Below are 24,792 nucleotides of genomic sequence, written 5' to 3'. Positions count from 1 at the left end.
CGCCGGCGATGGACATTGAACAGGCGATCGCGGTCAGCCAGGAGCGCCTGGCTGAAGAAGGCGCCACCATGGAGGACCTGTTCGGGCGCCTGCGGGACCGAATCTCCCCCGTTCTGATCGGGGAGCGGGAGTGGGAATGCCTGCTGGCGCGGGCCGGGACCCTGCCGATAACGATGGGTGCCCAGCCGTTCGGTTTCGAACTCCCGCTGCATGACGGACGGCCGCGGGCGGATTTGGGCGTCTCGCTGGCGTACGGCAACCGGTCGGGCGATTTTTTTGAAGCGCAGGCGCGGCGCGATCCGTCGGATGGCACTGCGGCGGCGGTCTCGCGCCTGTTCCGCGAAATGGCAGTAGCGGACTCGCCGCTGAGCGCGATTGTGGGCCGCAAGTTGATGCTGGAATACGACGTCGGGTCGGGCAGCGACGGGAGTTCGCGGCCGGGGATGTTCCTGCGGCCCAACGAACGCACGATAGTCGGCGGCGCCGGACAGCAGAACGACGTCGGCGTCGTGGTTGACGGACTCGTGGCCTGTCACGATCTGAAGCCGAGCGCGGCGGAGCGAAGCAACGCCCAGCGGGTGTACCTGGCCCAGCCGGAGGGCACTCGGCTCGACTCGTTCGGCTTTTTCCCCTCGCGGGCGCGCGCAATCCGCCTGGCGGTGATGGGCTTCCCCGGGCAGCGGGAAATCCGCTCCTTTCTCGAGGAAATCGCCTGGCCCGGGAGCATCGCGGCCGTGGAGACGGTGCTCGCGCGCTTCAGCGAACGCACGCAAATCGTCAGAACCGGGCTGAACGTGGACGTGCGGACCGACGGCATCGGTCCGACGCTGGGGCTGACGCCCATCGTCAGGCAGCGGTATGCGGACGACGACCGGGTCTGGATCGACGGCCTGACGGACTGGCAGCCGGTGCTGGAGGCCCTGCGCCGCGAGGAGGGAGTGGCAAAGGAGAAAGTGGCCGCGCTGGCCGGCTGGGTCTCGCAGCCGACCATGCTGTTCGGCAAAACCGGTCTATTTGTGCTCTTGCGTGGAATTCACCACATCAAACTAGTCATCGCCGGGGACCGCGTCGAACAGATCAAGGCCTACGTCTACATGGTTCTCTCGGGCGCCGTCGCGACCTGATGGCGGCCGCGCGCGCAGACCTGCGGAACGCTCGGGGCGGGCCGAGACGTAGACCCCTTCCGGTGAGGCCGCGGGAATGAAGGTTTTCGGCGCCAGTTCGTGCAGAAAAATCGCGGTCGTCGGTCGCGGCACCGCGGGCGCGCTGGCCGCCGCCAGCGTTTCGCGGCTGCACCCGGAGCGCGAATATGAGCTGCACCACATCTATGATTCACGCATTCCGGTCGTGGGCGTGGGCGAAGGGAGCTGGCCCAGCCTGGTCCGCGAGCTGCAGCAGCTTACGCAGTTGCCCCACGAGACGGTTCAACAGCGCCTGAACGGCACCCGCAAGTTCGGCAACCGGTTCGAGGGATGGGGCCGACTGCGAGAGGACTTTACCCACTACTTCACGCCGCAGCAGGTGGCCTACGCCTACCACCTGTCGGCCGATGTGATGGCGGACCTGCTGGGTGCGAGCACGCGGGCCCACCACATCGACGCGAAGGTGACCGCGATCACCAAGGTGGACGGCGGCGCGCGGGTGGAGTTCGAGGACCGCGAATCCGAACGCTACGACCTGGTGTTCGACGCGCGCGGCTATCCGCGGCAACTGGACCCGCGGGAGCACATCGACATTTCCTTCATCCCCACCAACTGTGCCGCCATCCGCCGCTGCCCACCGGTAATCAAGACTCCGCCCAAGGGGCCGGTCCGGGAACCCACCTATACCCGGGCGGTCGCGCGGCCGCACGGGTGGGTTTTCGTCATACCGCTGACAGTTCACACGTCCTACGGCTACGTCTTCAACAAGGACCTGACCGATCTCGATGCCGTCGAGGCGGACTTTGACGAGTTTCTCGCCGAGGAAGGCGTGTCGGAGTTCGAAAAGCGGGCCGTGATTCCGTTCCCGAATTTCATCCACCGCCAGATATACGACGGCGCGGTGGTCCGCGTCGGCAATGCCGCCGCCTTCATGGAGCCGCTCGAAGCGACCGCCATCCGATTGGCGCAACTGCAGATTGCGCTGGTCCTGCGCATGCGGTTCCACCGGCCGGCGGAACATGCGCAGCGGGACGCGCCCGCCATCAACCGCTTTCTGGTCGGCGACGCGCTCGCGGCCGGCCTGTTCGTGGGCTGGCACTATTGTTGCGGTTCGAAGTACGACAGCGAGTTTTGGCACAACGCCCGCGAACGCGCCTGGCCGAACTACCGGGAGGTCGCCGACCCCACGGCCGTGAATTGCTCCGCCTTGCGCAAGTTCGATGAAATGATCGAGGCGGTGGCTGCGCTGAACCCCGATCCGGCGGACTGGGAGCGGCGCTGCGCGTTCATTCCAGTGAGCAGCTTCGCCCAGGTGGCCCACGGTCTGGGCTCGCCGCTGGGGCGGTAGGGCGCTGCGGGGCGCTGGCCGTTTCGGGTGGGCGCCTTGCGTCGGTCTGGCCGGGTGCGGGCCGACGCGAGATAAGCGGTCGCGGAACCGGTCGGACCAGTGCTCGTCACGGGTCGGCGCCGGCGGTCTGCGGGCGCGCCTTACACAAATGCGGTACGATCATGTAATGTGCGTTCGCGGACGTTTGTTGTCCATCCCGTAGTACGCAGGAGGAATGCCATGCGAACCGGCGATGAAATGCTGCAGCAAATTGTTGAGAAGTCCGCCCTGGACGCGGACTTTAGGCAACAGCTGCTTGCAAACCCGAAAACCACGATAAGTGGCGAGCTGGGAATTACGATTCCGGATTCGATGAACGTAGTGGTTCACGAGAGCGACATGCAGACCGTGCATCTTGCGTTGCCTCCGGACCCGAACATCACGGAAGAACAGCTCGAAGCCATCTCAGCCGGGCTCTGCTGCTGCTGGTAGGACCCGCGTCCGGCGATTAGCCGGACCTGATGCGCAACCGACCGGGACCGCATCCATAACCGAATTGAACTGACCCCTACCGGGGGAGTACGGGTTCGCCCCGGCGCCTTGCCGAACAGCTGGGCTGCCGTCTGCCCACAAGCTCCGCCCGGGCAATGGTGTTCCTTCCTGGAACCGGCACGGTTTGCCGTTTTCTCTTCCGCCCGCCGTGCGCGCGTGGCAGTTTGTGCCGGCACAAAACATTGGTCAAGTCGGGTTCGACTGCCTGGTGCGCCAAATGCTCATGCGGGCCGGACGCGGTGTGGCCGTTCGCGCAGATTCGCGGCGATCGGCCCGAACTGCGGTCTTCGGCGCTCAACTGACTCGCGACCGGATCGCCCGCTGACCACACGATGAACCCCGGTACAATCGCCGGTGCTTAAATCCTTCCCGTCAGCAGCTTCTCTCACGGCTCCGCGCCAGGTGACCGGCGTACGGCTGCGGCGCAGCCGCCGGATGCTTCTCTGCGACGCCGGCGGCGTGAATCTGACGGTCGGGGATATGGCCATCGTGGCGACTTCCACCGGCCCCGAGATCGCCAAGGTCACACTGTCGACCGGTCCGGCAACGGACGATGTTCAGTCCCAGGGGCGGCATGTATTGCGCCAGGCGACCGAAGTGGACCTGGAAGATCTCTACGGACACGTGCTCGGCGAAGTCTCGGCCCGGATGGAGTTTTTTCGCTGCGCGCTCCTTTCCGGCCTGGAAGTGTCATCGGTTCACGCCGACTACAGCTTCGATGGCTCCCGATTGCGATTCAGGTTCCGCTGTGACCGTTCGCACGCCGAAACCAGCCTGCGTGCCGAGCTGGCGAAGAGATTTCCCGGTGTGAACTTGCAACTCAAGAACCTGGGGGCCCGCCGTGATTCGCAGCGCGGCGCCTGCGGCGGCGGCAGTTGCTCGACCTGCCCGTCGAACGGCCTGCTGGAGAGGTCGGGGGCCGCGGCGCCCGCACCGGGACGGGCACGGCGTGGTCAGTTTGCCGCAAGTGGTGCGGCGGCTGTCGCCTAACCCAGCAGAACCAGCAACGCCAGCAGAATCACGGCCACGGTCAAAACCGCGCTGACGGCCGCCAGCGCCCAGATCCATACGTCGCGCTTCTGCAGGCGTTTCTCAAGCGCCGAGGCCTGATCGGTCAGTTCGCGGCATTGCGCGTCGAGCTTCTGCAACCGGGCGCGGAGCTGCTCGCGTTCGGCGCGGGCCGTCGCCAGCTCGATCCCCGAACCCTCGACCTGCCCGGCGCGGGCGCCATATTCGGCCAATAGGCGCGGCAGCTGTTCGGCGACCTTGGCCAGGACGCGCTCGGTCACGGCCCGTAGCACCTGGCCGGAGATCATGCCCATCATCTGCCCATCACCCCGCCGGCGTCGGAATCGCCTTGTCCACGTACGCCTCCAGCAGATCGGAGACGAACATGTGGCCCGGGGAATGGGTGATTACCGGCAGCCCGGTGGCTAACGCCACCGCCTGCGGGGTAACTCCGCAGGCCCAGAAAACCGGTACTTCGCCGGCTTCGACCGGCACCGGGTCGCCCCAATCGGGGCGTTCGAGGTCGGAGATGCCGATCGCCTCCGGCGCACCGGTGTGGACCGGCGCCCCGTGAACCTGCGGGACGGCGGCGGTGATCGCGACCGCGTCGGCCACGCGGTCCATTGCAACCGGTCGCATCGAAACCACCATAGGTCCCTTAAACGGCCCGGCCGGTTCGCATTCGATGCTGGTCTGGTACATGGCTACGTTGCAGCCGCGCTCGATGTGCCGAAGCCCGATTCCGGCGGCGGAAAGACGTTTCTCGAATGTGAAGCTGCACCCGATCAGGAATCCAGTCAGGCCATCGTGCCAGTAGCCGGAAATGTCTGCGACCTCGGCCACCATCTGGCCGCCGCGGTACACCCGGTAGAGCGGCAGATCGGTGCGGATGTCCGAATCGCGGGCCAGCAGCCGCGGGCGCGGATCTCCGGGCGGAAGCCTTTCCAGCAGCGGGCAGGGCTTGGGATTGGACCGGCAGAACGCCTCGAATTCGTCGGCGACCGGGTTCTCGACCACCACCAGGTTGGCCTGAACGTACTTGACCGCCGCCCCGGCGGTCAGTCCGCGGAATCGTCCGTCGCGGATCAGCAGCCTCAGATCGCTGCCGGATAGCCGGTGGTGATCTGCGCCCATCAGAGTAGCTGCTGCGCGCCGAGCGTGAACAGCACGCTCATGAATTCATCCTCGGTCACCGGGCGGGCGTTGGCCGGCGGTCGCAATTCCACTTCCTCGTCCCAGCCGATGACGTCGACCCTCAGATCCTGCGGGAAGCCCTCGTCGGCCATCTCGTCCTCGTAGAAGTCTTCCTCGGCGGCAGACTCGGCCGGGCCCGTCACCTCCGGTTCTGGTTCAATCACCTCCGGTTCGGGCGCCATCAGGTGCAGATAGCGCGGGATCCAGTGGCCGGAGTGGATTGCCAATTCGATTCCGTCACCGGAAAGGAAGTAGCACTCTTCGGCCCCACAGGCGCCGGTGCTGTAGTGGATAAGGTCGCCGAACTCGGCGAACAAATCAAGCGCCGGCTGGATCTCGTCGATGTCGAGCAGGGTGTCGGTCGCATCGGAGCCGCCCTCGATCACGATCCAGTTGCCCAGGTCGGCGTTGGGCAGGGCGTAGAAGGCGTCGCGGGTGACCAAAAATTCCAACTCCTGGTCGACCCGGCCGTCGCGGAGGATCAGCAGGCTGGCCGCCACCGCATCGGTGTCCCCGCGCGCGGCCAACATTTCGATCTGCAGCCCGAGGTCGCCGGGCAGCACCTGGTTGTCGGCCAACTCGAACCGCATGCGCACCGACCGCGGTGGGTTGGCGGACCAGTGCTCGGCCAAATTGACCACGCTGAAAGGCGACTCCACGGTTGGCCCGTTGGGCAGCCCTCTCTCCTCGGCGCCGCACCCGGCCAGCAGGGCCATCGACGCCAGAACCGCAGCGGCCAGGAGGGACCTGGCCACGCGCGTAAGGGTCACCGGCTCATACCAGCGCTGACGAGATGATGGTGATCACCAGCTGCCAGAAGGAACTGGCCGGCACGTCGCGGGCATCGTCGGGCAGGTCGATCTCGTGGCCCTCGTCCCAGCCGGTGATTTCAATCTCCACCGGCGTTCCGTCCTCGAAGCTGGTCAGGAAGCGGATCGGTTTTTCGTCTTCGACCGCCACCTCGAGGGTGATCTTCTCACCTTCCAGGACGTGGCAGGGTACCCCGTCGCAATCACTTTCGCCCAGGTATTCGAGCGTGTCCGGATCGGGCAGGGCACCGAAGAATCCGGTCGTTTGATCGGTGATCGGCAGCACCTCGGCCGCGGTTTCATCATCGTCGCGCTTGGTGCGCAGCCATTTGTTGGTGCCGGGCGGGTTGATGTAGATGAAGCCGCCGTCCAGCAGAAGATCGATGCGGGCTTTTGGCTCACCGTCCAGCAGGACGTCCAGACCCAGGGTCTGGCGGCCGCCGTGTTCGGGTACCGAGATCGTTTCGACCGTAAACGAGATCCCCTCGGGAAGACCCTCGAACTCCTCCACAACCGAGAACATGCGGACCGAACTGGGCGGGTTCGCCTCGACCCTGGCGATGTAGCTGGCGGCGGAGAAGGGTTCGGGCGTGGGTTCGGGAGTCGGTTCGGGCGTCGGTTCCGGAGTCGGTTCGGGCGTCGCGGCGGCCGGGGCGGGAGCCGGCGCCGCTGCTGCCGGCGCCGCCGCGGTTGCCGGTTCCCGGGGTTCGGGTTCCGGTTCGGGGTCCCCGCAGGCGGCCAACGACAGGGTCATTGCCAACAGCACCAGCAGCGTCAGGCGCGCAAATTTGGTCATCATGCCTTCAATCCAGTTCCCGTTGCCGGTATCACAACCGACTCACCCGGCCCGATCAAGCCCGCCCGCACCATCTGGACCGCGGCGGCAAATCCGGCGGCGGCAGTGGGTTCCACGTAGACGCCTTCGTGAACGGCCAGGTCGGCGCGCGCTTGCTTGATTTCATTATCAGAAACGGTAACCACGTCGCCGCCCCGGGCGGCCAGCGCCGCTTTGATCTGACCAATCCGCTCCGGCGCCGCCACAGCAATCCCGCTCGCGATGGTGCCGGCCGTTCCCGCCGCGTCGTGGCCGGCCAGCGGGGCGCAGACTTCGGCCTGCGCGGCGTGCAACCGGACCGATTCGGCCCCCGGTAGGCCCGACATGTCGACCAGCGCCAGGAACGTACCCAGCAGCAGTCCGCCGTTGCCGGTCGGGAACACGATGTGATCGGGAAACTCCCCGCCGCGGCGCCAGACGAGATCATAGGCGAAGGTTTTCATCCCCAGCAGGAACCCCGGGTCGCGCACGTGCGAGGCGTACACCGACCCCGGCGCGCCGGCCGCCGCGATGGCTCGGTCGCGGGCGGCCTCGCGCGGGCCGGGCACCACCGTGACCCGGGCGCCGTAGGCCTGAATCTGGGCCAGCTTGGGGGGATCGGCCCGTCCGGGCGCAAATATGTGGCATTCCAAGCCCGCCGCGGCGCAGTAGGCGGCCAGCGCGGCGCCGGCGTTGCCGGACGAATCCTCGACCAAACCTGCGAATCCGGATCGGCGCAATCGCCACGCCGTGAGAAGGGCGCCGCGGTCCTTGAAGCTCCCGCTAGGCGAGCGGTATTCGAGCATCGTCTGGCAGCTTCCGAATCCGAACCGGGCGCCCCAGCGATGCAGATCGAGCAGCGGGACGCCGGCCTCGCCGAGGGTCAACTGACACTCATCGGGATCCAGCCCCAGAAGGTGACCCCAGGCCCAGATTCCGGGATCGGATCGCGGAACCACTTCGCCGACCGACGCGATCGGCCGCGGGGCGGGCTCCAGCAGGCCGCGGCAGGCGGGGCAGAGCGCCAGTTGGTCGGGGGCCGCGGGCCCGCACTGCAGGCACCGGAACTCCAGCTTCAGTTCCCGTCCAGCTCGCTGACCGGGTCCCAGATCGGCCGATCCGGTCGGTGCTGGCCCCGGAGTTCACCGCACAGGTCGGCAATGGACGCCACCGCGTCGTCCAGCCCGACCATCTGGGCGGCTTCGGCAGCGCGCGGTTTGATTTCAATCTGCTCCGCCCGCAGGTTGCGTGCCGAAACCGTGACCCGCAGCGGGAGACCCAGCAGGTCCGCGTCGTTGAACTTGACCCCGGCGCTGACGTTGCGTTCGTCGTGCAGGACCTGGAGTCCGCGGTCGGTCAACCCGGCGACGAGTTCGGCCGCCGCCGCCTCGATCTCCTCATTGGCGCCCAACTGCACGATGTGTACGTCCCAGGGGGCGATCCCCGGGGGAAGGATCATTCCGTTCTTATCGTGCCAGCGTTCCACCGCCGCGCCCAGGATGCGGCCGACCCCGATGCCGTACGAGCACATGAAGAACGGTTGCGGTTCGCCGTCGGGGTCAAGGTACAGAGCGCCGCGCTTTTTCGAATAGTCGTAGCCGAGCTGGAAGGTGTTGCCCAGTTCGATGCCGCGGGCCTCGCGCAACGCGCCCTCGCAGTGCGGACACCCGTCGCCCTCCCGGGCCGTCCCGACGTCGGCTTCCAGTCCCTGGTAGTCGCGCGGATAGTTGGTGTTCCGGAGATGGAAACCGGCCTTGTTGGCCCCGCCAACCAGGTTGCGGCTGTCGGCGACGGAATGGTCCACCACGACCCGCACCCCGGTCACACCGACCGGCGACGCGTAGCCGGCAACGATGCCCGCTTTCTCCAGGGTCTCGGGACTGGCCGGCTCCACCGGGGACTTGAGCAGACCCGCCAGTTTGGCCTCGTTGACGTCGCGGTCACCCCGGATCACAGCGAAGACAAGCTCGTCGCCGGCTTCGTAGAAGACCGCCTTGGCGGTAGATTCGGCGCCAACGCCCAATAGGTCTGCGACCTGCTCGATGGTGGTGGTCCCAGGGGTCGAGACTTCCTCCAGCGGTTCCGGATCCGCGTCGCCGGGGGACTGCCGACGCGATATTGCAACTTCCTGGTTGGCGGTGTAGCGGCATTCGGGGCAGATCAGGATCGTGTCCTCGCCGCTGGGGTCGAGCAGCATGAATTCGTGGGCCGTTGATCCGCCCATCATGCCGGTCGATGATTCGGTCACCACCGTTTCCATTCCGCAGCGCCTGAACACCCGCACGTATGCGTCAACTACCCGCTGGTAGAGGGCGCGCATCTCGTCCTCGTCGCAGTGCAGGCTGTATGCGTCCTTCATCGCAAATTCGCGCACCCTGATCAACCCCGCCCGCGACCGAGGTTCGTCGCGGAACTTCGTATGGATCTGGTATACGAGCTGGGGTAGATCGCGGTAGGAGGAAACGTGTGCGGCGGCCAGGTCGGCGACTATCTCCTCGTGGGTCATCGCCAGCACCATGTCATGGTCCATGCGGTCGCGGAACCGGACCATCTCCGGGCCCACGTCGTGCCAGCGCCGACTCTGCTTCCAGAGGTCGGCCGGATGGACCACCGGCATCTCAATCCGCTGTCCGCCGATCCGGTCCATCTCCTCGGCGATGATCGCTTCAATGCGGGCCAGCGCGCGCCAGCCGATCGGCAGATAGGAGTAGATGCCGGTCCCCAGCTGCTGGATCATGGCCGAACGGACCAGCAGGCGGTGCGAGGCCGAGGTCGCCCCGGCGGGATCCTCGCGCAGGGTCCGCCCAAACAGCTTGGACATCAACATTTCAGTGCCGCTTGGCCAGGATCGTCGGCGGGGGGCCGAAAGGTCTCAGATCTGGTATTCGGGCGGCACGTCGGACGAACGCATCCGCAGTCCGTAGGTGCGCAGGCCCTCTTTGACCAGGTAGGTGGCCGACGGGGCCACCACCACCGAGCGCGGCGGCACGTCCTCGACTACCAGCGCCATCGCCCCGATCTTGGTGTTGTGGCCGATGGTTACCGGGCCAAGGACCGAAGCGCCGGATCCAATCGTGACGCAGTTACCGATCTTGGGGTGGCGGCGCCCGTGCGCGTTGCCCACGTCCTTCCACCAGCCGGTGGCCCCGAGGGTGACCTGGTGGTAGAGCATCACGTCGTCCCCGATCTCGGCCGTCGCCCCGATCACCACGCCGGACCCGTGGTCGATGAAGAACCGCCGTCCGATCCTGGCGCCGGGGTGGATTTCAATTCCGCCGGTGATCACCCGCGCGATCTGAGAAATCAACCGCGGCAGGATCGGGATCCCGCGTCGGTAGAGGGCGTGCGCCAGGCGGTGCAGAAGCAGCGCGTGCAGGCCCTGGTAGAGCAGCACCTCAAATATGTTGCGGGCCGCCGGGTCCTTGTCGAAAACAACCTGGATGTCGGATGGCCACCGGATTCCGCGCCGTTGCACGGAGGACCTGACCCGACCGGCCGGTTCGGCGCGCCGCGAATCGGCGAACGCCAGGTCGTCGCACTCAGAAGTTTCGTTGGTGGCGATGGCCAATTCGCTGTTCCGAATCTCGCGGGGGCGGTCCTTGAGTAAATATTCGCCGATTGTCAAGCAGTTTGGTTACTGGCCCAGCAGGAACCCGGAATCTATAACGAGCGTCTGCCCGGTAATCGAGGGCGCCTGGCACAGGAACAGGCAGGCGTGGCCGATGTCCTCGGCGGTGCAGGCCCGGCCCAGCAGGGTGCGATCGACGTAATTGGCGACGAAATCGTCTTTGCCGTCGACCCAGCGGGTCAGGATCACCCCGGGCGCGATGGCGTTGAAGCGGACCGGCGCGAATGCCCGCGCCAGCGACTTGGTGATCGTGATCTGGCCGGCCTTGGAGACGGCGTAGGGGATCGAACTCCCGCTACCGGATATCGCGGCGATCGAGGAGAGCGAGACCACGCAGCCGCAGGGCGAAGCCTTGAGGTGTTCGATCGCGCAGCGGATCGCGTAAAGCGAGCCGCTCAGGTTCACCTTCAGGACTTCGTCCCACTGCGCGTCGGAAAGCGCCTCCAGCTGATCGTGGGGCGCGAAGTAGGTGATTCCGGCGCAATTGACGACGATGTCCAGGCGCCCGAATTCGGCCACCGTGCGCTCGACCATTCCCCGCACCTGGTCCTCGTCGGCGACCGAGGCGCGGTGGGCGAAGGCGTTTCCGCCGCGGTCGCGAATCCCGGCAGCGGTGGCTTCGGCGTCATCGGCCGAGCGCGAGTAGTTCACGCATACCGAAACGCCCGCCGCCGCCAATGCCTCGGCGCAGGCTTTGCCCGATCCGGTGCCGCCGCCGGTAACCAGCGCGGCGGCCCCGCGCAGTTCGATCACGGCTGGCTAGACGGCTCCGACCGCGGCTATCTCCCGCTCCTGGCGTGGCGCCGGCAGGCCGCAGAACTCCTCGTAGTCGATGAGCTCCTTGATTTCGGGATCGTCGCCACACACCGGGCAGTCGGTCCGGCGTTTGGTCTTGAAGGCGATAAATTCCATCTCGAGCGCGTCCCAGGTCAGCAGACGACCTTCAAGTGATTCGCCCAAGCCCAGGATCAGCTTGATGGTCTCGGCCGCCTGCAGGCAGCCGATAACGCCGGGCACTACGCCCAGAACCCCGGCTTCGGCGCAGGAGGGGGCCAGTTCCGGGGGTGGCGGAGTCGGATACATGCAGCGGTAGCAGCCGCAACCGGGTGCGAACACCGACACCATGCCCTCGAATTTGAGGACCGAACCGTCGATCATGGTCTTGCCCAGGAGCACGCAGGCGTCGTTGACTAGGTAGCGGGTAGGGAAGTTGTCGCAGCCGTTTACGACGTAGTCGTAGTCGGCGATGATCCGCATCGCGTTCTCCGAGTTGATCACCTCGTCGTGGGTGATCACCTCGATGTCCGGGTTGAGTCCGGTCAGCGTCTGGCGGGCCGAATCGACCTTGGGCACGCCGACGCGGGCGGTATCGTGCACGATCTGTCGCTGCAGGTTGGAATCCTCGACCACGTCGTGATCGACCAGTCCGAGCTTGCCGACCCCGGCGGCGGCCAGGTAATAGGCAGCCGGTGACCCGAGACCGCCGGCGCCGATGAGGACCACCGAAGCTTCCAGCAGCTTTTTCTGGCCCAGCGGCCCCACTTCGGGCAGGAGCATGTGGCGGCTGTAGCGGCGTACCTGATCGGGGGTGAACACTTTAGTGGCCTTCTTTCGCGGCGGTTGAGCGAATTTGGAGTTGGAGGAACCGGCCTTGGGGCGAATCAGCGCCTCTCAGGCGGAGTCGACGGGGTTGCCTTCGGCCACCCAGCCCTTGGTGCCGTCTGACATGTTGTAAACGTTCGCCCGGCCCGCGGCCAGCGCCATTTCCGAGGCTACCCGGCTGGTCACGCCGACGTTGCAGACGAACAGAATGTCGCCCTCGGGCAGGATCGAGGTGTCCATCAGGATGTCGTTTAATGGGATGTGCACGGCGCCCGGGACGTGTGCCGAATCGTAGTCACGCTGTTCGCGCACGTCGACGATCGGAATCCCCTCGCCGATGAGCTCCTTGGCGCGCTGCAGGTCAACTTCTTGGATCATGGCCGTCTGCTAATCGAGTGATTCCCCTATGAATTCAGATTCTAGGCGTCCCCCACCCCAGCTTCGACCGGCAGACGCGGCCTCGCGCCCGTTCTCCGGAATCATCGCCCCGTTCGACAGCGAATTGCTGGGCCGCGCCTGGATAGATCCCCGCGAACCGGTGGCCGCCGGCACGTTCGGCACCTGGCGCGTCACGTTCGTCTGCGGCAGGGCGGGAATGGACGACGGCGCCCACATCCGGATCTGCGAGCGCCAGGTGTGCGACTGGGAGCGGCCGCAATTCGATCGTCCCGCCGACTCGGGGTACACCACCGCCGAGACCGACGGGGACGCGGAGGTCGAACTGGCCTGGTTTGAGACCTTGAATGAGCGCCCGTTCCGCCGCACCCTGCAGGTGACGATCGCCAACGGCTCGCTGCGGCCCGGCGAACGGGTGGTGGTCACCTACGGCGACCGCTCGGGCGGAGGACCGGGCCGGCGCGCACAGACTTTCCGCGAACCCCAATCCGAGTTCCAGGTTCTGGCCGACCCCTTCGGCGCCCAGCGCTATTTCCCGGTCGCCGATCACCCCTACCTGGGCGTCTTCGGCGATCTCGCCAGCGCGATCGAATTGCGCTGCGGATCGCAGTTCCTGTGCGGCGAAGCAATCGCTTTGCACGTGCGGCTGGTGGACAAGTGGGGCAACAGCGACGAGCAGGCCAGCGCCAGGGTCGAAATTGCCGCCGATTCGCCGGTCCGGGGACTTCCCGCCGAGATCGAATTCACCCCCGCCGACGCGGGCGCGAAGGTGGTCAGCGGCATCTCGGTGCCTGCCGCCGGGACGCTCAGGTTCCGCGCCAGTTCGCCCGGGCTGCCCCCGGCGCGCTCGAACCCGGTGCACGTCCTGGAGAGCCTTCCGCGGGGTCGGCGGGTCCGCTGGGGCGACATGCACGGGCAGAGCCGCGAATCGGTGGGCACCCTGGATGCGGCCGATTACTTCCGGTTTGCGCGCGATGACGCCTTTGTCGAATTCGTCGGCCACCAGGCCAACGACTTCCAGATAACCAACGAGTTCCTGGCCCGGCTGGGCCAGCTGACCGCGGCGCTGCACCAGCCCGGACGCTTCGTGCCGTTCTTCGGCTGGGAGTGGTCGGGCAACACCACCACCGGCGGCGACCGCAACGTCCATTTCCTGGCCGATTCCGGCCCCCTGCACCGGTCCTCGCACGCCCTGCTGCGCGAAGTCGACGACGCCGCCGGCGATGCCTGCCCGGTCAGCGAACTGCACGAACTGCTCGCCGGGCGAAGGGACGTGCTGCTGGTCCCCCACGTCGGCGGGCGCTACGCCAATCTGGACTTTCACGACCCGTCGCTGGAGCCGGTCGTCGAGCTGCACTCGGCGCACGGCACGTTTGAATGGCTGGGCCGCGACGCCCGCGCGCGCGGGCTCAAAGTCGGTTATCTGTGCGGCAGCGACGTGCACGTCGGTCGTCCCGGGGCGGCGCGACCGGCGGTGAAAGCCGGCGAGGACGGGCTCGGCGTCACCGGCGGACTGGCCGCGGTGGTGACCGACGAGCTATCGCGCGAGGCGATTTTTGAGGCCCTGCGCGAGCGCCGCTGCTACGGCACGACCGGGGTCAGAATCCTGGTTTCGGCCGACGCCAATAGCCACCCGATCGGTGCCGACGTGCCGCTGGCTCCGGGCGTTCCTTTGTCGATTGCCGGGTTCGTGGACGGCACCGCGCCGATCCAGCGCATTGATCTCTTGCGCGACTGGGAGCCGCTCGAGTCGCTGCGGCCGCGCCGCAGCGCCGATTCGAAACGGCTGCGCGTCACCTGGTGCGGCGCCGCCAGCCGCGGCCGCCGCCGCTCGGTGCTTTGGTCGGGCCGCGCCCGCGTGGCGGCGAACCGGATCCTTTCGGTGGAAGGGGTGGGTTTCGACCACCCGGCTGAGGGCATCGATTGCAGCGACGGAAACCAGGTCAGGTGGACCTCGGTCACCGAGGGCGACATGGACGGGGTCGAACTCGAACTTGCCGATACCGGCGGCCTGCTCGAATTCGATGCCGGCGGCGTCCAATTCGAATTGGACCTGGACCGGATGGGAGATTGCGTTCATACCCACGCGGTCGGGGAGATAGAGCGTCGGGTGCAGATCGAAAGGGTCACGTCCGGCGGCCCCGAGCTGGTCGAATTCGACTGGGAGATCGATCCGGCCGATCTTTGCGACGGCGGCTACCATCTGCGGATCGTCCAGTCCGACTGCAACTGCGCCTGGACCAGTCCTTTCTACGTGACCGGCGTCGGCGATTGACGGCGCGCTCGACTTTCCGGAATTCGGGAGCCGCGGCTTACTGCGGCGCCGACCGCCAGGAGCTCTTCCCCGATAAATGACTTCGACCGCCGAAATCCTTGCATTCGCGCTCGAACTTGCCGATTGCGCCGACGCGATCGCAATGCGGACCTACCGCGGCGATCAGGAAATTGCGCGCAAGTCGGACGGCAGCTTCGTGACGCCCGCCGACGTGGAGGCCGAAGCGGTGATGCGCGCCCGCATTGCCGAGCGTTTCCCGGAGCACGCCGTCCTAGGGGAAGAAGAAGGTGACGATTCCGCGGCCCGGGATTCGTCGGCGCGGTGGATTCTGGATCCGATCGACGGCACCCACAGCTACATGCGCGGAATCCCGGTCTGGGCTACCCTGATCGCTTTTGAACGGGGCGGAACCAAAGAGGTCGGCGTAGTCTCTGCGCCGGCGCTGGGAACGCGGTGGTGGGCGGGCCGCGGATTGGGCGCCTTCCGCGGTTCTGCCGGCGGGCAGATCCATGACGAAATTGAGCAAATCCAAGTGTCTTCGGTTGACAACCTCGCCGAGGCACAGGTCTCCTGCGGCGACATTGTCGCGACGCTCGATTGCTGGCCCGGTGCGCGGGGCCTGCTCGACGTTGCCTGGCGGGTGCGGGCGTTCGGCGATTTCTGGGGGTTCTGCCTCGTGGCGGAGGGTTCGGCGGACGTGATGATCGATGGCGCCGACCTGAGCCCGTGGGACGTGGCCGCGCTGATCCCGATAGTCGAGGAATCGGGTGGCCGATTCACCGATGCGGATGGGACCGGCGACCGTGCGGCGGGCCCCCAGATTGCCACCAATGGTCGGCTCCACGATGAAGTTGTGCGCAGGTTGACGGAGTCCGCGAGCCAGTAGTCGTTACCGGAGACTGATCCGGCGAATGCGATAGGGCCGGGCGAACCGGTACCGTCGGACAGCAAAATTGGTCAGCATAGACCCGCGCGGCCGGGCCGCGATCGAATTCAGGGGAAATTGTCAATGGCAGTGGTCACGGGACGACCGAAAGAAGGAGCGACGACCGGATTCAAGTCGATCGGGACCAGTCCGGTACGCCACGACGGCGTCGACAAGGTGACCGGTCGCGCCTGCTACGGCGCGGACGTATTTCCCGGCAACCTGGCCTACGGGGCAATGTTGCGCTCCCCGCACGCCCACGCCCGGATCGTGTCGATAGATTTCTCCGAGGCGTTGTCCCTGCCCGGCGTGCTGGCGGTCGCCTCGGCCTCCGACCTCCCTCAGATCGACGACCACCTGGCCGAACTGGGGGAAGGGATCGACGCCCGCATTTCCTACAAGTCGCAGAACATGCTGGCGCGCGAAAAGGTTCTCTACGACGGGCACGCAATCGCGGCCGTGGCGGCCACTGATCCGCACACCGCCGAGTTTGCGACACGCCTGATAAACGTCGAATTCGAATTGCTGCCGCCGCTGATGTCGGCGGCAGAGGCAATGGCTCCGGGGGCGCCGTTGATTCAGCCAGACGTCTACACCGACCACGACGGCCGCCAGGACGAACAACCCTCCAACTTGGCGGTCCATTCGTTGGTTGGCCAGGGCGACCCGGAAGCCGGTTTCGATGCCGCCAGCCTGGTCTTGGAGCGCGAGTACTCGACCGCCACCGTCCATCAGGGTTACATCGAACCGCACAACGCCACCGCGCGTTGGCTTGAAGACGGTCAACTGGAAGTCTGGTGCTCGTCGCAGGGGGCGTTCGCGATCCGCGCCGAGCTAGCCGAGCTGCTGGATCTTTCGCCGGCCCGCATCCGGGTCCACCCCATGGAGATCGGCGGCGGTTTCGGCGGAAAACTTACCTCCTACCTCGAGCTGCCGGCGGCTTTGCTGGCGCGCAAGTGCGCCCGTCCGGTGAAGATGACGATGAGCCGTTCGGACGTCCTGCGGGCCACCGGTCCGACCTCGGCCAGCCGCACGAAGGTGAAGGTCGGGGTCGACGACCAGGGAGTGATAACCGCGGCCCGCGCCGAAGTGGTGCTCGAGTCCGGGATGCACCCCGGATCGCCGCTCTTCCAGGCGATGCTGATGGCCTTCGGGCCCTACTGGCTGGAGAACGTGGAAATCGAGGGCTGGGAGGTGCTGGTGAACAAGCCGCACGTCCACGCCTACCGCGCCCCCGGCGCCCCGCTGACGAGCTTTGCGGTCGAAACGCTGATGAACGAGATCGGGGACGCGCTCGGCATCGACCCGCTCGAATTGCGGCGCCGCAACGCCGCCGTGGCCGGCGCCTGGCGCGCCGACGGCACCGCGCTGCCGATTTCGGGCAATGTCGAATGCCTTGATGCGATCGAGCAGAGCGACCACTGGCAGAGCCCCCTTGGCGAGCCGAGCGGTCCGGGCAAGGCCCGCGGGCGCGGGTTTGCCAGCGGCATGTGGCGCAACAACACCTTCGAGTCCTCGCTTGACCTGCGCCTGCACGCCGACGGCTCAGTCACGTTGACCGAGGGTTCGGTGGATATCGGCGGTTCGCGGACTTCGATCGCTTTGCAGCTGGCCGAAGTACTGGGGGTCGACGTCAGTACCATCCAGCCGGTGGTCGTCGACACCGACTCGGTGGGATTCAACCACTCGACCGGTGGTTCGCGGACCACCAACGTGACCGGGCAAGCGGCCATCCTGGCCGGACGGAACCTGGTCGCCGAAATGAGAGAAAGACTGGCCGAACTCTGGGGCGCCGACCCGGAGAATGTCGAATTTTCCGACGGGGTGTTTTCAGAGTCCGACCGGCGAATTGAATTTTCCGACGCGGCCGCCCAACTGGCCGCCGCCGGCCAGTTGCCGACCGCCACCGCCACGGTGGCCCCCACGGTGAAAGCGCCCTCGTACGCGATCCATGCCTGTGACGTCGAGGTGGATCTGGAGACCGGCAAGTGCGACGTGCTGCGTTGGACGGTGGCCCAGGACGCCGGTCGGGCGATTTACCCGCCATACGTGGAAGGGCAGATGCAGGGCGCAGTCGCCCAGGGTGCCGGTTGGGCCCTGCTGGAGGAGTACTGGTACGACGATTCAGGCGTGATGGCCAACGATTCATTGCTCGACTACCGCACGCCGACCGCGCTGGACCTTCCCCTTATCGAGGCCATCATCGTCGAGGTCCCAAACCCAGCGCACCCGTTCGGGGTGCGCGGTGTCGGCGAGGCGCCGATCGTGGCCGCGCCGGCAGCCGCGGCCGATGCGGTCGCGCGCGCGACCGGAAAGCGGCTCCGCGATTTGCCGATATCGCCACCCAGGGTTGTTTCCGCGCTGCGCCGGCCCGGCTAGCCAGCCCATCCCCGGCTCAGGCCGGAACTCAAGCGACCGCCGCCACCGTTTCTCAAGAGCCGGGGTTGCGGTTCAGTGGTGGTCTTCGCCACCCTCCCCGTCAACGTGGTCGTGGCTGTGGTCGTGGCCGTCGCTTCCTGGTGCGGGTTCCACGCCGCTGGCTGGTCTTTCGTGGCCACCGCGCGGCCCGCCGGTGTGGACGTTCGGTTGGCCTTCGAAAATCATGGCCCCTTCGAAAAACCTAGCGTTCGGGTGGTAGGTGTGCATCAGCCGCAGTGCGGCGGCGGCCAACAAAATCTCGAATCGGGCTAGGTCCATCACCGTGAAAGCTATCTGATCGCGCTGGTCAAACGGGAGCTTGTTTAACGGGAATTCGCCGATCGAACCCAGCACGGGCGCGATTTGGGCGTTGGCCATCGCCTCAATTGCGTGCGGCAGAAGATCGGCCTCAAGCACCAGCAGTCCGGCAGTTTGCGGCGCGGCCGCCAACAAATCCTCAATCTGCCTGCCCGGATCGGTTGCGGCGAGCTGATGCGCATCGACTGCTCCGCCCGTGAAAGTCAATCGGAGTTCATCGCAGATGTGACGGCGAGACTCTTCGACGCCGTTGGGGATCAAGCAGAGCACTGCACCGGACACTCCGGCGGAGGTGAATTGATCGGCCGCGCGGCGAGCGGCCGCCGCGTCGTCAATCGAGACGTGGATTAGCGAACCGGCATCGTCCGCGTGCTCGGCCCCCGCGCCGAAACTGGCGATCCGCACGCCCAGTTCGGCCGCCGCGCGCATCGCCGGAACGATTTCTTGGGGGTCGGCCAGGGTGGCCAGGATCATCGGCGCGCCGCTCCGGACGCACTCCTCAATCGCCTGAACCCTTGCGGCGGCTTCAGGGTGGGTCGCGTAATCCAGATGCACGCCGACGATATCGGCTGCCCGTTCGGCGTGAAACTCGACGAATTTCCAATACAGCTTTTCTGGATCCCCGTCGGCGACCACGCACAGCGTCGGCGCAGGTTCCGGCGATTCGGTATGGGAGGGGTGGGAGCGACCGGCATCGGCCGTCCCGATGCTGGGTGCAATCTCACCGGCGCCCGGCTCCGGTTCCATTGCGTCGGACTCCTCATCACCGGCTGCCCCCATGGCGATTCCGGATTCACCGGAGTCTGCCGTCGCATCCGCCGCGGCGGTCAAGCCCGAAGCAGCTGTCGGGGCGCTTGGTTCAGTCGCAACCGGGTCCGCCGCTGCTTCAACCGCTCGGGGATCGTCTTCGGCATGCCCGGAATCGGGAAGCGAATCGACCTGTGGGGGTGCGGCCGCACCGGCATCGGTTGGCGCGAAGAAGGCCTGATTGACCAGCGTGGTGAGAGCGGTGGTAACCAGGATAAGTGCTACGACTACGCCGACCCCCGTCCAGCGTCCGAGCTTTGGACTCACTTGTCGAGAACCATTTGGCTGGGAATTCTGCCGATTCGGCGAGATCCAGCGATTGGGTCGATCCAGCGGCGATTCAAACCCCTCTCACTGTCCGCTCCGAGTGAGCCGCTGCGGTAGAACTTTGAGTGCGGGCGAAAGCGGTTGTCGCCAGCACCCGCATCGCAATGCGGGCCCTGAACGGCGATCGGGCCGGTCAACGAATCGTTTCTAATTTGCCTTGCTCAGGCTCGATCGGAGCGCCGCGCCAACCAGTCGAACCAGGTCCCCAGCACCAGTGCGATCAGGTAGTAAATGGCCATTCCTGGGGCGGCGTAGAGCGAGAGCAGGATCATCGCCAGGCAGGCGGCCTGACCGAGCCGAACGGTAGCTTCCGAATCAAGAATCTCGGCAACCAGGCTCTGCGGTCCTGAATTCAGCCGCGATCCGGCTTCGAAAGAATCCTGGGCCAGCGGCTGGTTGAGGAACTGACCGATTTCGGCCAGCACGTCTTCGATCTGCCGCGCCTCGCCGTGCACGGTGCCGACCGCGATGAAATCCTCAGCGAAGAATTTGATTCCCAGCAACCACAGGGTCTCGGCCCCGAATGCCACGTAGCGCCGCCGCGAGACCACCGGAATCGCCTCCAGCTGCGAGAACTCAAAGACCTCGTCGCGAAACGAAAACCAACCGAAAAGGTCGTGTTGGCGGATGACGACGATCTTGAACTGGCGGTCGAAAACCACTTCGACGTTGCGCCGGATCACCAGGGTGAGGATCCAGACAACGAAACCGCCAACAAGGGTCACCGTGAAGATGTTCAGTTCCTGGGCCTGCAGCGCCACCAGCAGGGCCATCGCCAACGCCACCAGCACCTGCACGCGGCGGTTGGAGTCACCGCCGGTCAAGTGCATGCGGTGTTCTGATTCAAGCCAGGTGTGCATGGCGTTCCCCGGCGGCCGGGAAGAATCGAGCTTGGTTCTGCTGGAAACGGCTACTTTCTAATGGTATTGGTGCGCGTTCCCCGATTGGCGCCGGACTAGCAACATGGACTCTGCACGTTTGAAGTGGCTTGGCCACGGAACGTTTCGTCTCACTTCGCCCGAGGGCCGGTCGATCCTGATCGACCCCTGGCTGGCCGGCAATCCCACCTGCCCGGCCGACGAGCACGTCCAGGAAGGAATCGACGCGATCCTCATCACGCATGGACACGACGATCACGTCGCCGATCTGCTCTCCACCGCCGCCGCCAACCCCGGGGCCAGGGTTGTGGCGGTGCTCGAAGCCGTCTGGGCGCTAGCCGAGTTGGGACTGCCGGAAGAGCGTGCGGTCGGAATGAATCTCGGCGGTACGGTCGCGGTGGGCGGAGTGTCGGTCAGCATGGTGGAGGCCAAGCACACGACCTCGCTGCGTGTGGGCGACCGTATTGAAAACGCCGGCATCCCGGTGGGATACGTGATCGTCCTGGAGGACGGGCGATCGGTCTACTTTGCCGGCGATACCGCGTTGTTCGGCGACATGACGCTGATCGGCGAACTCTACCGTCCGCAGCTGGCGGTGTTGCCGATAGGCGGGCACTTCACGATGGACGGCCGTCACGCCGCGCGAGCGGCGCGCATGCTCGGCTGCGGCTACGTTGTCCCCTGCCACTACCGCACCTTTCCGCTGCTGGCCCAGGACGCCGATGCCTTGGTCGAAGGCCTGGGTGGAGCATCCAAACCCAAGGTCCTGGAACTCGAGCCCGGCCAGGAAATCGAGCTGCCGTCCTGAATTTTGGGGCGGCCCGCCCCGATTTCTTCCTGGCAATTAAAATTTGGGCGCCGCGATAGTTCGCGGATCATCCCCTTATCAGGATCAAATTGACCGGAAGCAGCGCCGTGCGCGCAACCTGCCATACGCGGTTCCCGATCGGTGAACTCGCCCAAATCCGCACCCGCACGCTCATTGCGGGGTGGTCGGTAGTGGTAGCGGTACGGGGCGAGAGCGCCCTGGCAATCTAGCCGGCAGCTCTCGAAAACCAGAAAACCCGCGCTTCCGCGCAACCCCTCCCCCAATCTCTATTCAGACCCGATAAGGACTTTCCAGCGATGAAATCGACGCAATCTCGCACCGGCGGCCAGGTCGTGTGCGACGTGATGGTCGAGGAAGGCGTCGATGCCATCTTCGGCATGCCGGGCGGCGCCAGCCTGCCTTTCTACGACGCCCTTTACCACTACCCCCAGATCCGCCATTACCTGATGCGCCACGAACAAGGCGCCGGCTTTGCCGCCGACGGATATGCGCGGGCCCGCAACCAGGTGGGGGTTGCGACCTCGACCTCCGGTCCCGGCGCGACCAATTTCGTCACCTCGATGGCCTCCGCGCAGATGGACTCGGTGCCGGTCGTCTTCATTACCGGCCAGGTCGCGCGCGAGTTCATCGGAACCGATGCGTTCCAGGAGACCGACGCCACCGGCTGCTCGATTCCGGTCACCAAGCAGAACTACCTGGTCACCGATCCGGACGAACTGCCGTACATCATGAAAGAGGCGTTCTACCTGGCGCGCTCGGGACGCCCGGGCCCGGTGCATATCGATATTCCCAAGGACGTGTTCCTGGCCGAGACCAAGGCGCCGACCCCCGAATCGGTCAAGGTCGCCGGGTATCGTCCCGCCGGGGCCGGACACAAGATGATGGTCCGGCGCGCGGCGGACCTGATCGCCGCGTCCAAGCGACCGGTGATCATGGCCGGGCACGGCGTGGCCATCTCCGGCGCCTGGGACGAGTTGTTCGAACTGGCGACCAAGAACCGGCTTCCGGTCATCACCACCCTGCACGGGGTCGGCTGCTTCCCCGAGCGGCACGAGCTGTCGCTGGGAATGATGGGCATGCACGGGATGTACTACGCCAACATGGCCGTCCACGACTGCGACCTGATCATCGGCATCGGCTGTCGCTTCGACGACCGCGTCACTGGACGGGTCGCGGATTTCGCACCCCAGGCCAAGATCATCCACATCGACGTCGATCCGGCCGAGATCGGCAAGATCGTCCCGACCGAGGTCCCGATCGTGGGCGACGCCAAGGCCACCTTGGCGCTGCTGAACCAGAACGCCCGCCCGCCCGAGCACGGACTCTGGCTCAAGCACCTGGCCCAACTGAAAGCCGACCATCCGTCCCACGACCCGCCGCAGTCGGAAAACCTGCTGCCCCAGCACATGGTCCGCAAGATCTACGAGCATTCCGGCGGGAAGGCCAAGGTGATAGCCGACGTCGGGCAGAACCAGATGTGGGCCTCGCAGAACTTCTTCTACGACCACCCGCTGCACTTCTTCTCGGCGGGCGGAACCGGACCGATGGGGTACGCCCTGCCGGCGGCCCTGGGAGTGGCGGTGGCGTGCCCCGAAGACGAAGTCTGGTGCGTCACCGGCGACGGCGGGCTGCAGATAAACATCCAGGAATTTGCGACCCTGGCCGAGTACCAGATCCCGGTCAAGGTCGGGGTGATGAACAACGGCCACCTGGGCATGATCAGGCAATGGCAGAACCGCTTTTACGACGGCCGCCTGCTGGGCGCGCGGCTTGCCAACCCGCCCTTCGAGAAAGTCGCCGAGGCCTACGGCATTACCGGCCTGCGGGCCGCCACCCAGGCCGAAGCCGACGACGCCATCGCCGAAGCGCGCTCGATCGACGGCCCGGTCGTGATCGATTTCCTGGTGGATGAATTCGAGGACTGCATGCCGATGGTCGTTCCCGGCGCGTCGCTCGGCGAGACCGTGGAGGCCTGATCCCGATGGAAGAGAAGTCGAAACGGCTGACCACCGTCGTGGCATATGTCCAGGACCGCCCCGGCGTCCTGGCCAAGGTCTCGATGGTGTTGCGGCGCCGCAACTTCAACATCGCCTCGCTGGTCGTTGGACACTCGGAGCGGCCCGGAGTCTCGCGGATGACCATCGTCGTCGAGGGCGACGCCCGCGAAGTCAAGCAGGTAGAAAAGCAGCTCTACAAGGTGATCGAGGTCTTGAAGGTCTTCGATCTGGCCGCGGGCAGCGCGGTGCTCAAAGAGGTGGCGCTCATCCGCATCGCCACCAACAGCTCGAATCGCGCCGAGGTGATCGGCTTGGCCCAGGTATTCGGCGGCCGGGTAGACGACGTCGGCCGCAATTACGTGATGATCGAATTGACCGCGTCACCGTATTCGATCGACCGGTTCCTGCGGGTCGCAAATGATTTCGGCGTAATGGAACTGGCCCGGACCGGAGCGGTGGCGATGTCGCGCGGCGAGAAGATCATCTCGGCGCCGGTTGAGGAAGCCCAAAAATCCCACAACGGACAAGGGACGAGTTACTGACTATGGTTGATGTTTACTACGACGACGATGCCGATCTGGGCGAATTGACCGGCAAGAAGATTGCCGTCATCGGCTATGGAAGCCAGGGTCATGCCCACTCGCTGAACCTGAAGGACTCGGGGCTGGACGTGGTCATCGGCCTGCGCGAAGGCTCTTCGTCCTGGGGTCGGGCCGAAAGCGCCGACCTGCTGGTGCTGCCGACCGCCGAGGCGGTGGCCGCATCGGACATCTCGATGGTGCTGGTGCCGGACCAGAACGCGCCCGAAGCATATGCCGAAGAGATCGAGCCCAACCTGGCCGACGGCGACATGCTCATGTTCGCGCACGGGTTCAACATCCACTACGGCCAGGTCCGCCCGCCCGAGAACGTGGACGTTGCAATGGTCGCCCCCAAGGGTCCCGGCCACATCGTCCGCGACATGTTCGAGGACGGCGTGGGCGTGCCGGCGCTTTTTGCAATTCACCAGGACGCGACCGGCCGCGCCCGCGAGCTGGCGATGGCCTACGCCAAGGGCGTCGGGGCCACCAAAGCGGGCCTGATCGAGACGACGTTCCGCGATGAGACCGAAACCGACCTTTTCGGCGAACAGGCAGTCTTGTGCGGCGGAACCACCGCCCTGGTCAAGGCCGGGTTCGAGACGCTGGTGGAAGCCGGCTATGCTCCCGAACTGGCCTACTTCGAGTGCCTGCACGAGCTGAAACTGATCGTGGACCTGATGTACCAGGGCGGCATCGACTACATGCGTTACTCGGTGTCCGATACGGCTGAATACGGCGACCTGGTCTCCGGTCCGCGGGTGATTTCCGAGGAGTCGCGCAAGGCGATGCGCGAAATCCTGGCCGACATCCAGGATGGGACGTTTGCCAACCGCTGGATCCTGGAAAACGTTGCCGGCCGGCCGGCCTACTCGGCCCTGCGGCAGAAGGACAAGGAAAGCCAGCTCGAAGAAGTCGGCGCCCGGCTGCGCGGGATGATGCCGCACCTGCAAGGCCGTCGCGACTAG

22 protein-coding genes and 1 pseudogene are annotated in these 24,792 nt (G+C 66.0%); 11 read left to right on the top strand and 12 right to left on the bottom strand.

Translation table 11 applies throughout. The features are described 5' to 3' along the window. Positions 1–8: 8 nt before the first annotated feature. From F4X41_04760 to F4X41_04745, 4 genes are all read left to right on the top strand, one after another. Positions 9–1,124 carry a hypothetical protein gene (locus F4X41_04760; protein ID MYB16332.1) on the top strand — a complete coding sequence of 372 codons (1,116 nt, stop codon included), beginning with the start codon at positions 9–11 and terminating at the stop codon, positions 1,122–1,124. A 76-nt stretch (positions 1,125–1,200) separates the two neighbouring features. Continuing rightward, positions 1,201–2,490 (top strand): tryptophan 7-halogenase, encoded by a 1,290-nt coding sequence (locus tag F4X41_04755; protein MYB16331.1) that lies wholly within the window; start codon positions 1,201–1,203, stop codon positions 2,488–2,490. Between the two features lie 219 nt (positions 2,491–2,709). After that, positions 2,710–2,961: an NHLP leader peptide family natural product precursor gene (locus tag F4X41_04750; GenBank protein MYB16330.1), complete on the top strand. Its 252-nt coding sequence runs from the start codon at positions 2,710–2,712 to the stop codon at positions 2,959–2,961. A gap of 462 nt (positions 2,962–3,423) precedes the next feature. Further along, entirely contained in the window at positions 3,424–4,011 is a 588-nt protein-coding gene (locus F4X41_04745) for a hypothetical protein (protein ID MYB16329.1), read from the top strand. Here F4X41_04745 and F4X41_04740 read toward each other — a convergent pair. The 10 genes and pseudogenes from F4X41_04740 to F4X41_04695 form a co-directional block, all read right to left on the bottom strand. Further along, a complete protein-coding gene (locus F4X41_04740) occupies positions 4,008–4,346 on the bottom strand; it encodes a hypothetical protein (protein ID MYB16328.1) in 339 nt (112 codons plus the stop codon). The two genes, F4X41_04745 and F4X41_04740, sit on opposite strands and share 4 nt — an antisense overlap. Positions 4,347–4,353: 7 nt before the next feature. Beyond that, positions 4,354–5,163, bottom strand: coding sequence for a putative hydro-lyase (locus F4X41_04735; GenBank protein MYB16327.1), 810 nt, complete (start codon positions 5,161–5,163; stop codon positions 4,354–4,356). Next, positions 5,163–5,993, bottom strand: coding sequence for a hypothetical protein (locus F4X41_04730; GenBank protein MYB16326.1), 831 nt, complete (start codon positions 5,991–5,993; stop codon positions 5,163–5,165). The genes F4X41_04735 and F4X41_04730 overlap by 1 nt, the downstream gene beginning before the upstream one ends. Positions 5,994–6,612: 619 nt before the next feature. After that, positions 6,613–6,723 (bottom strand): annotated as a pseudogene (locus F4X41_04725) (energy transducer TonB). Positions 6,724–6,827: 104 nt separating this feature from the next. Beyond that, complete coding sequence (locus tag F4X41_04720; GenBank protein ID MYB16325.1) at positions 6,828–7,955, bottom strand: pyridoxal-phosphate dependent enzyme; 1,128 nt, start codon at positions 7,953–7,955, stop codon at positions 6,828–6,830. Then, the gene (locus F4X41_04715; protein MYB16324.1) at positions 7,922–9,673 is read right to left on the bottom strand and encodes a proline--tRNA ligase; all 1,752 of its coding nucleotides are present in this window, start codon (positions 9,671–9,673) and stop codon (positions 7,922–7,924) included. Before F4X41_04715 ends, F4X41_04720 begins: the two co-directional genes overlap by 34 nt. A 45-nt stretch (positions 9,674–9,718) precedes the next feature. Then, positions 9,719–10,306, bottom strand: coding sequence for a serine acetyltransferase (locus tag F4X41_04710; GenBank protein ID MYB16323.1), 588 nt, complete (start codon positions 10,304–10,306; stop codon positions 9,719–9,721). Positions 10,307–10,480: 174 nt separating this feature from the next. Then, the gene (locus F4X41_04705; GenBank protein MYB16322.1) at positions 10,481–11,218 is read right to left on the bottom strand and encodes an SDR family oxidoreductase; all 738 of its coding nucleotides are present in this window, start codon (positions 11,216–11,218) and stop codon (positions 10,481–10,483) included. Between the two features lie 15 nt (positions 11,219–11,233). Further along, positions 11,234–12,031: an adenylyltransferase gene (locus tag F4X41_04700; GenBank protein ID MYB16321.1), complete on the bottom strand. Its 798-nt coding sequence runs from the start codon at positions 12,029–12,031 to the stop codon at positions 11,234–11,236. Between the two features lie 114 nt (positions 12,032–12,145). Beyond that, positions 12,146–12,454 carry a rhodanese-like domain-containing protein gene (locus F4X41_04695; protein MYB16320.1) on the bottom strand — a complete coding sequence of 103 codons (309 nt, stop codon included), beginning with the start codon at positions 12,452–12,454 and terminating at the stop codon, positions 12,146–12,148. 28 nt (positions 12,455–12,482) lie between these two features. Here F4X41_04695 and F4X41_04690 point away from each other — a divergent pair, with 28 nt between their 5' ends. The 3 genes from F4X41_04690 to F4X41_04680 all read left to right on the top strand — a co-directional run bounded on the left by F4X41_04690 (position 12,483) and on the right by F4X41_04680 (position 18,051). Then, on the top strand, positions 12,483–14,747 hold the full coding sequence (locus F4X41_04690) for a DUF3604 domain-containing protein (protein ID MYB16319.1): 2,265 nt from the start codon (positions 12,483–12,485) through the stop codon (positions 14,745–14,747). A 76-nt stretch (positions 14,748–14,823) separates the two neighbouring features. After that, a complete protein-coding gene (locus F4X41_04685; protein ID MYB16318.1) occupies positions 14,824–15,633 on the top strand; it encodes a histidinol-phosphatase in 810 nt (269 codons plus the stop codon). Positions 15,634–15,756: 123 nt separating this feature from the next. Further along, positions 15,757–18,051: a xanthine dehydrogenase family protein molybdopterin-binding subunit gene (locus F4X41_04680; GenBank protein MYB16317.1), complete on the top strand. Its 2,295-nt coding sequence runs from the start codon at positions 15,757–15,759 to the stop codon at positions 18,049–18,051. 72 nt (positions 18,052–18,123) lie between these two features. Here the strand turns inward: F4X41_04680 and F4X41_04675 are convergent, their stop codons facing one another. Both F4X41_04675 and F4X41_04670 read right to left on the bottom strand, forming a co-directional pair. Beyond that, complete coding sequence (locus F4X41_04675; GenBank protein ID MYB16316.1) at positions 18,124–19,482, bottom strand: substrate-binding domain-containing protein; 1,359 nt, start codon at positions 19,480–19,482, stop codon at positions 18,124–18,126. 221 nt (positions 19,483–19,703) lie between these two features. Beyond that, positions 19,704–20,372 carry a hypothetical protein gene (locus F4X41_04670; protein MYB16315.1) on the bottom strand — a complete coding sequence of 223 codons (669 nt, stop codon included), beginning with the start codon at positions 20,370–20,372 and terminating at the stop codon, positions 19,704–19,706. Between the two features lie 133 nt (positions 20,373–20,505). Between F4X41_04670 and F4X41_04665 the strand changes: the two genes are divergently transcribed. The 4 genes from F4X41_04665 to ilvC all read left to right on the top strand — a co-directional run bounded on the left by F4X41_04665 (position 20,506) and on the right by ilvC (position 24,792). Further along, positions 20,506–21,228 (top strand): metal-dependent hydrolase, encoded by a 723-nt coding sequence (locus tag F4X41_04665; GenBank protein ID MYB16314.1) that lies wholly within the window; start codon positions 20,506–20,508, stop codon positions 21,226–21,228. Positions 21,229–21,545: 317 nt separating this feature from the next. Next, positions 21,546–23,225 (top strand): biosynthetic-type acetolactate synthase large subunit, encoded by a 1,680-nt coding sequence (gene ilvB, locus F4X41_04660; GenBank protein MYB16313.1) that lies wholly within the window; start codon positions 21,546–21,548, stop codon positions 23,223–23,225. Positions 23,226–23,230: 5 nt separating this feature from the next. Next, on the top strand, positions 23,231–23,788 hold the full coding sequence (gene ilvN, locus F4X41_04655; GenBank protein MYB16312.1) for an acetolactate synthase small subunit: 558 nt from the start codon (positions 23,231–23,233) through the stop codon (positions 23,786–23,788). Positions 23,789–23,790: 2 nt separating this feature from the next. After that, entirely contained in the window at positions 23,791–24,792 is a 1,002-nt protein-coding gene (gene ilvC, locus F4X41_04650) for a ketol-acid reductoisomerase (protein ID MYB16311.1), read from the top strand.

Source organism: Chloroflexota bacterium (assembly GCA_009840625.1).
In the GTDB taxonomy this organism is placed as follows: Bacteria; Chloroflexota; UBA11872; order UBA11872; family VXNJ01; genus VXNJ01.
The sequence above is the reverse complement of the archived record's forward strand: the minus strand, read 5'-3'. Positions and strand labels throughout refer to the sequence as shown.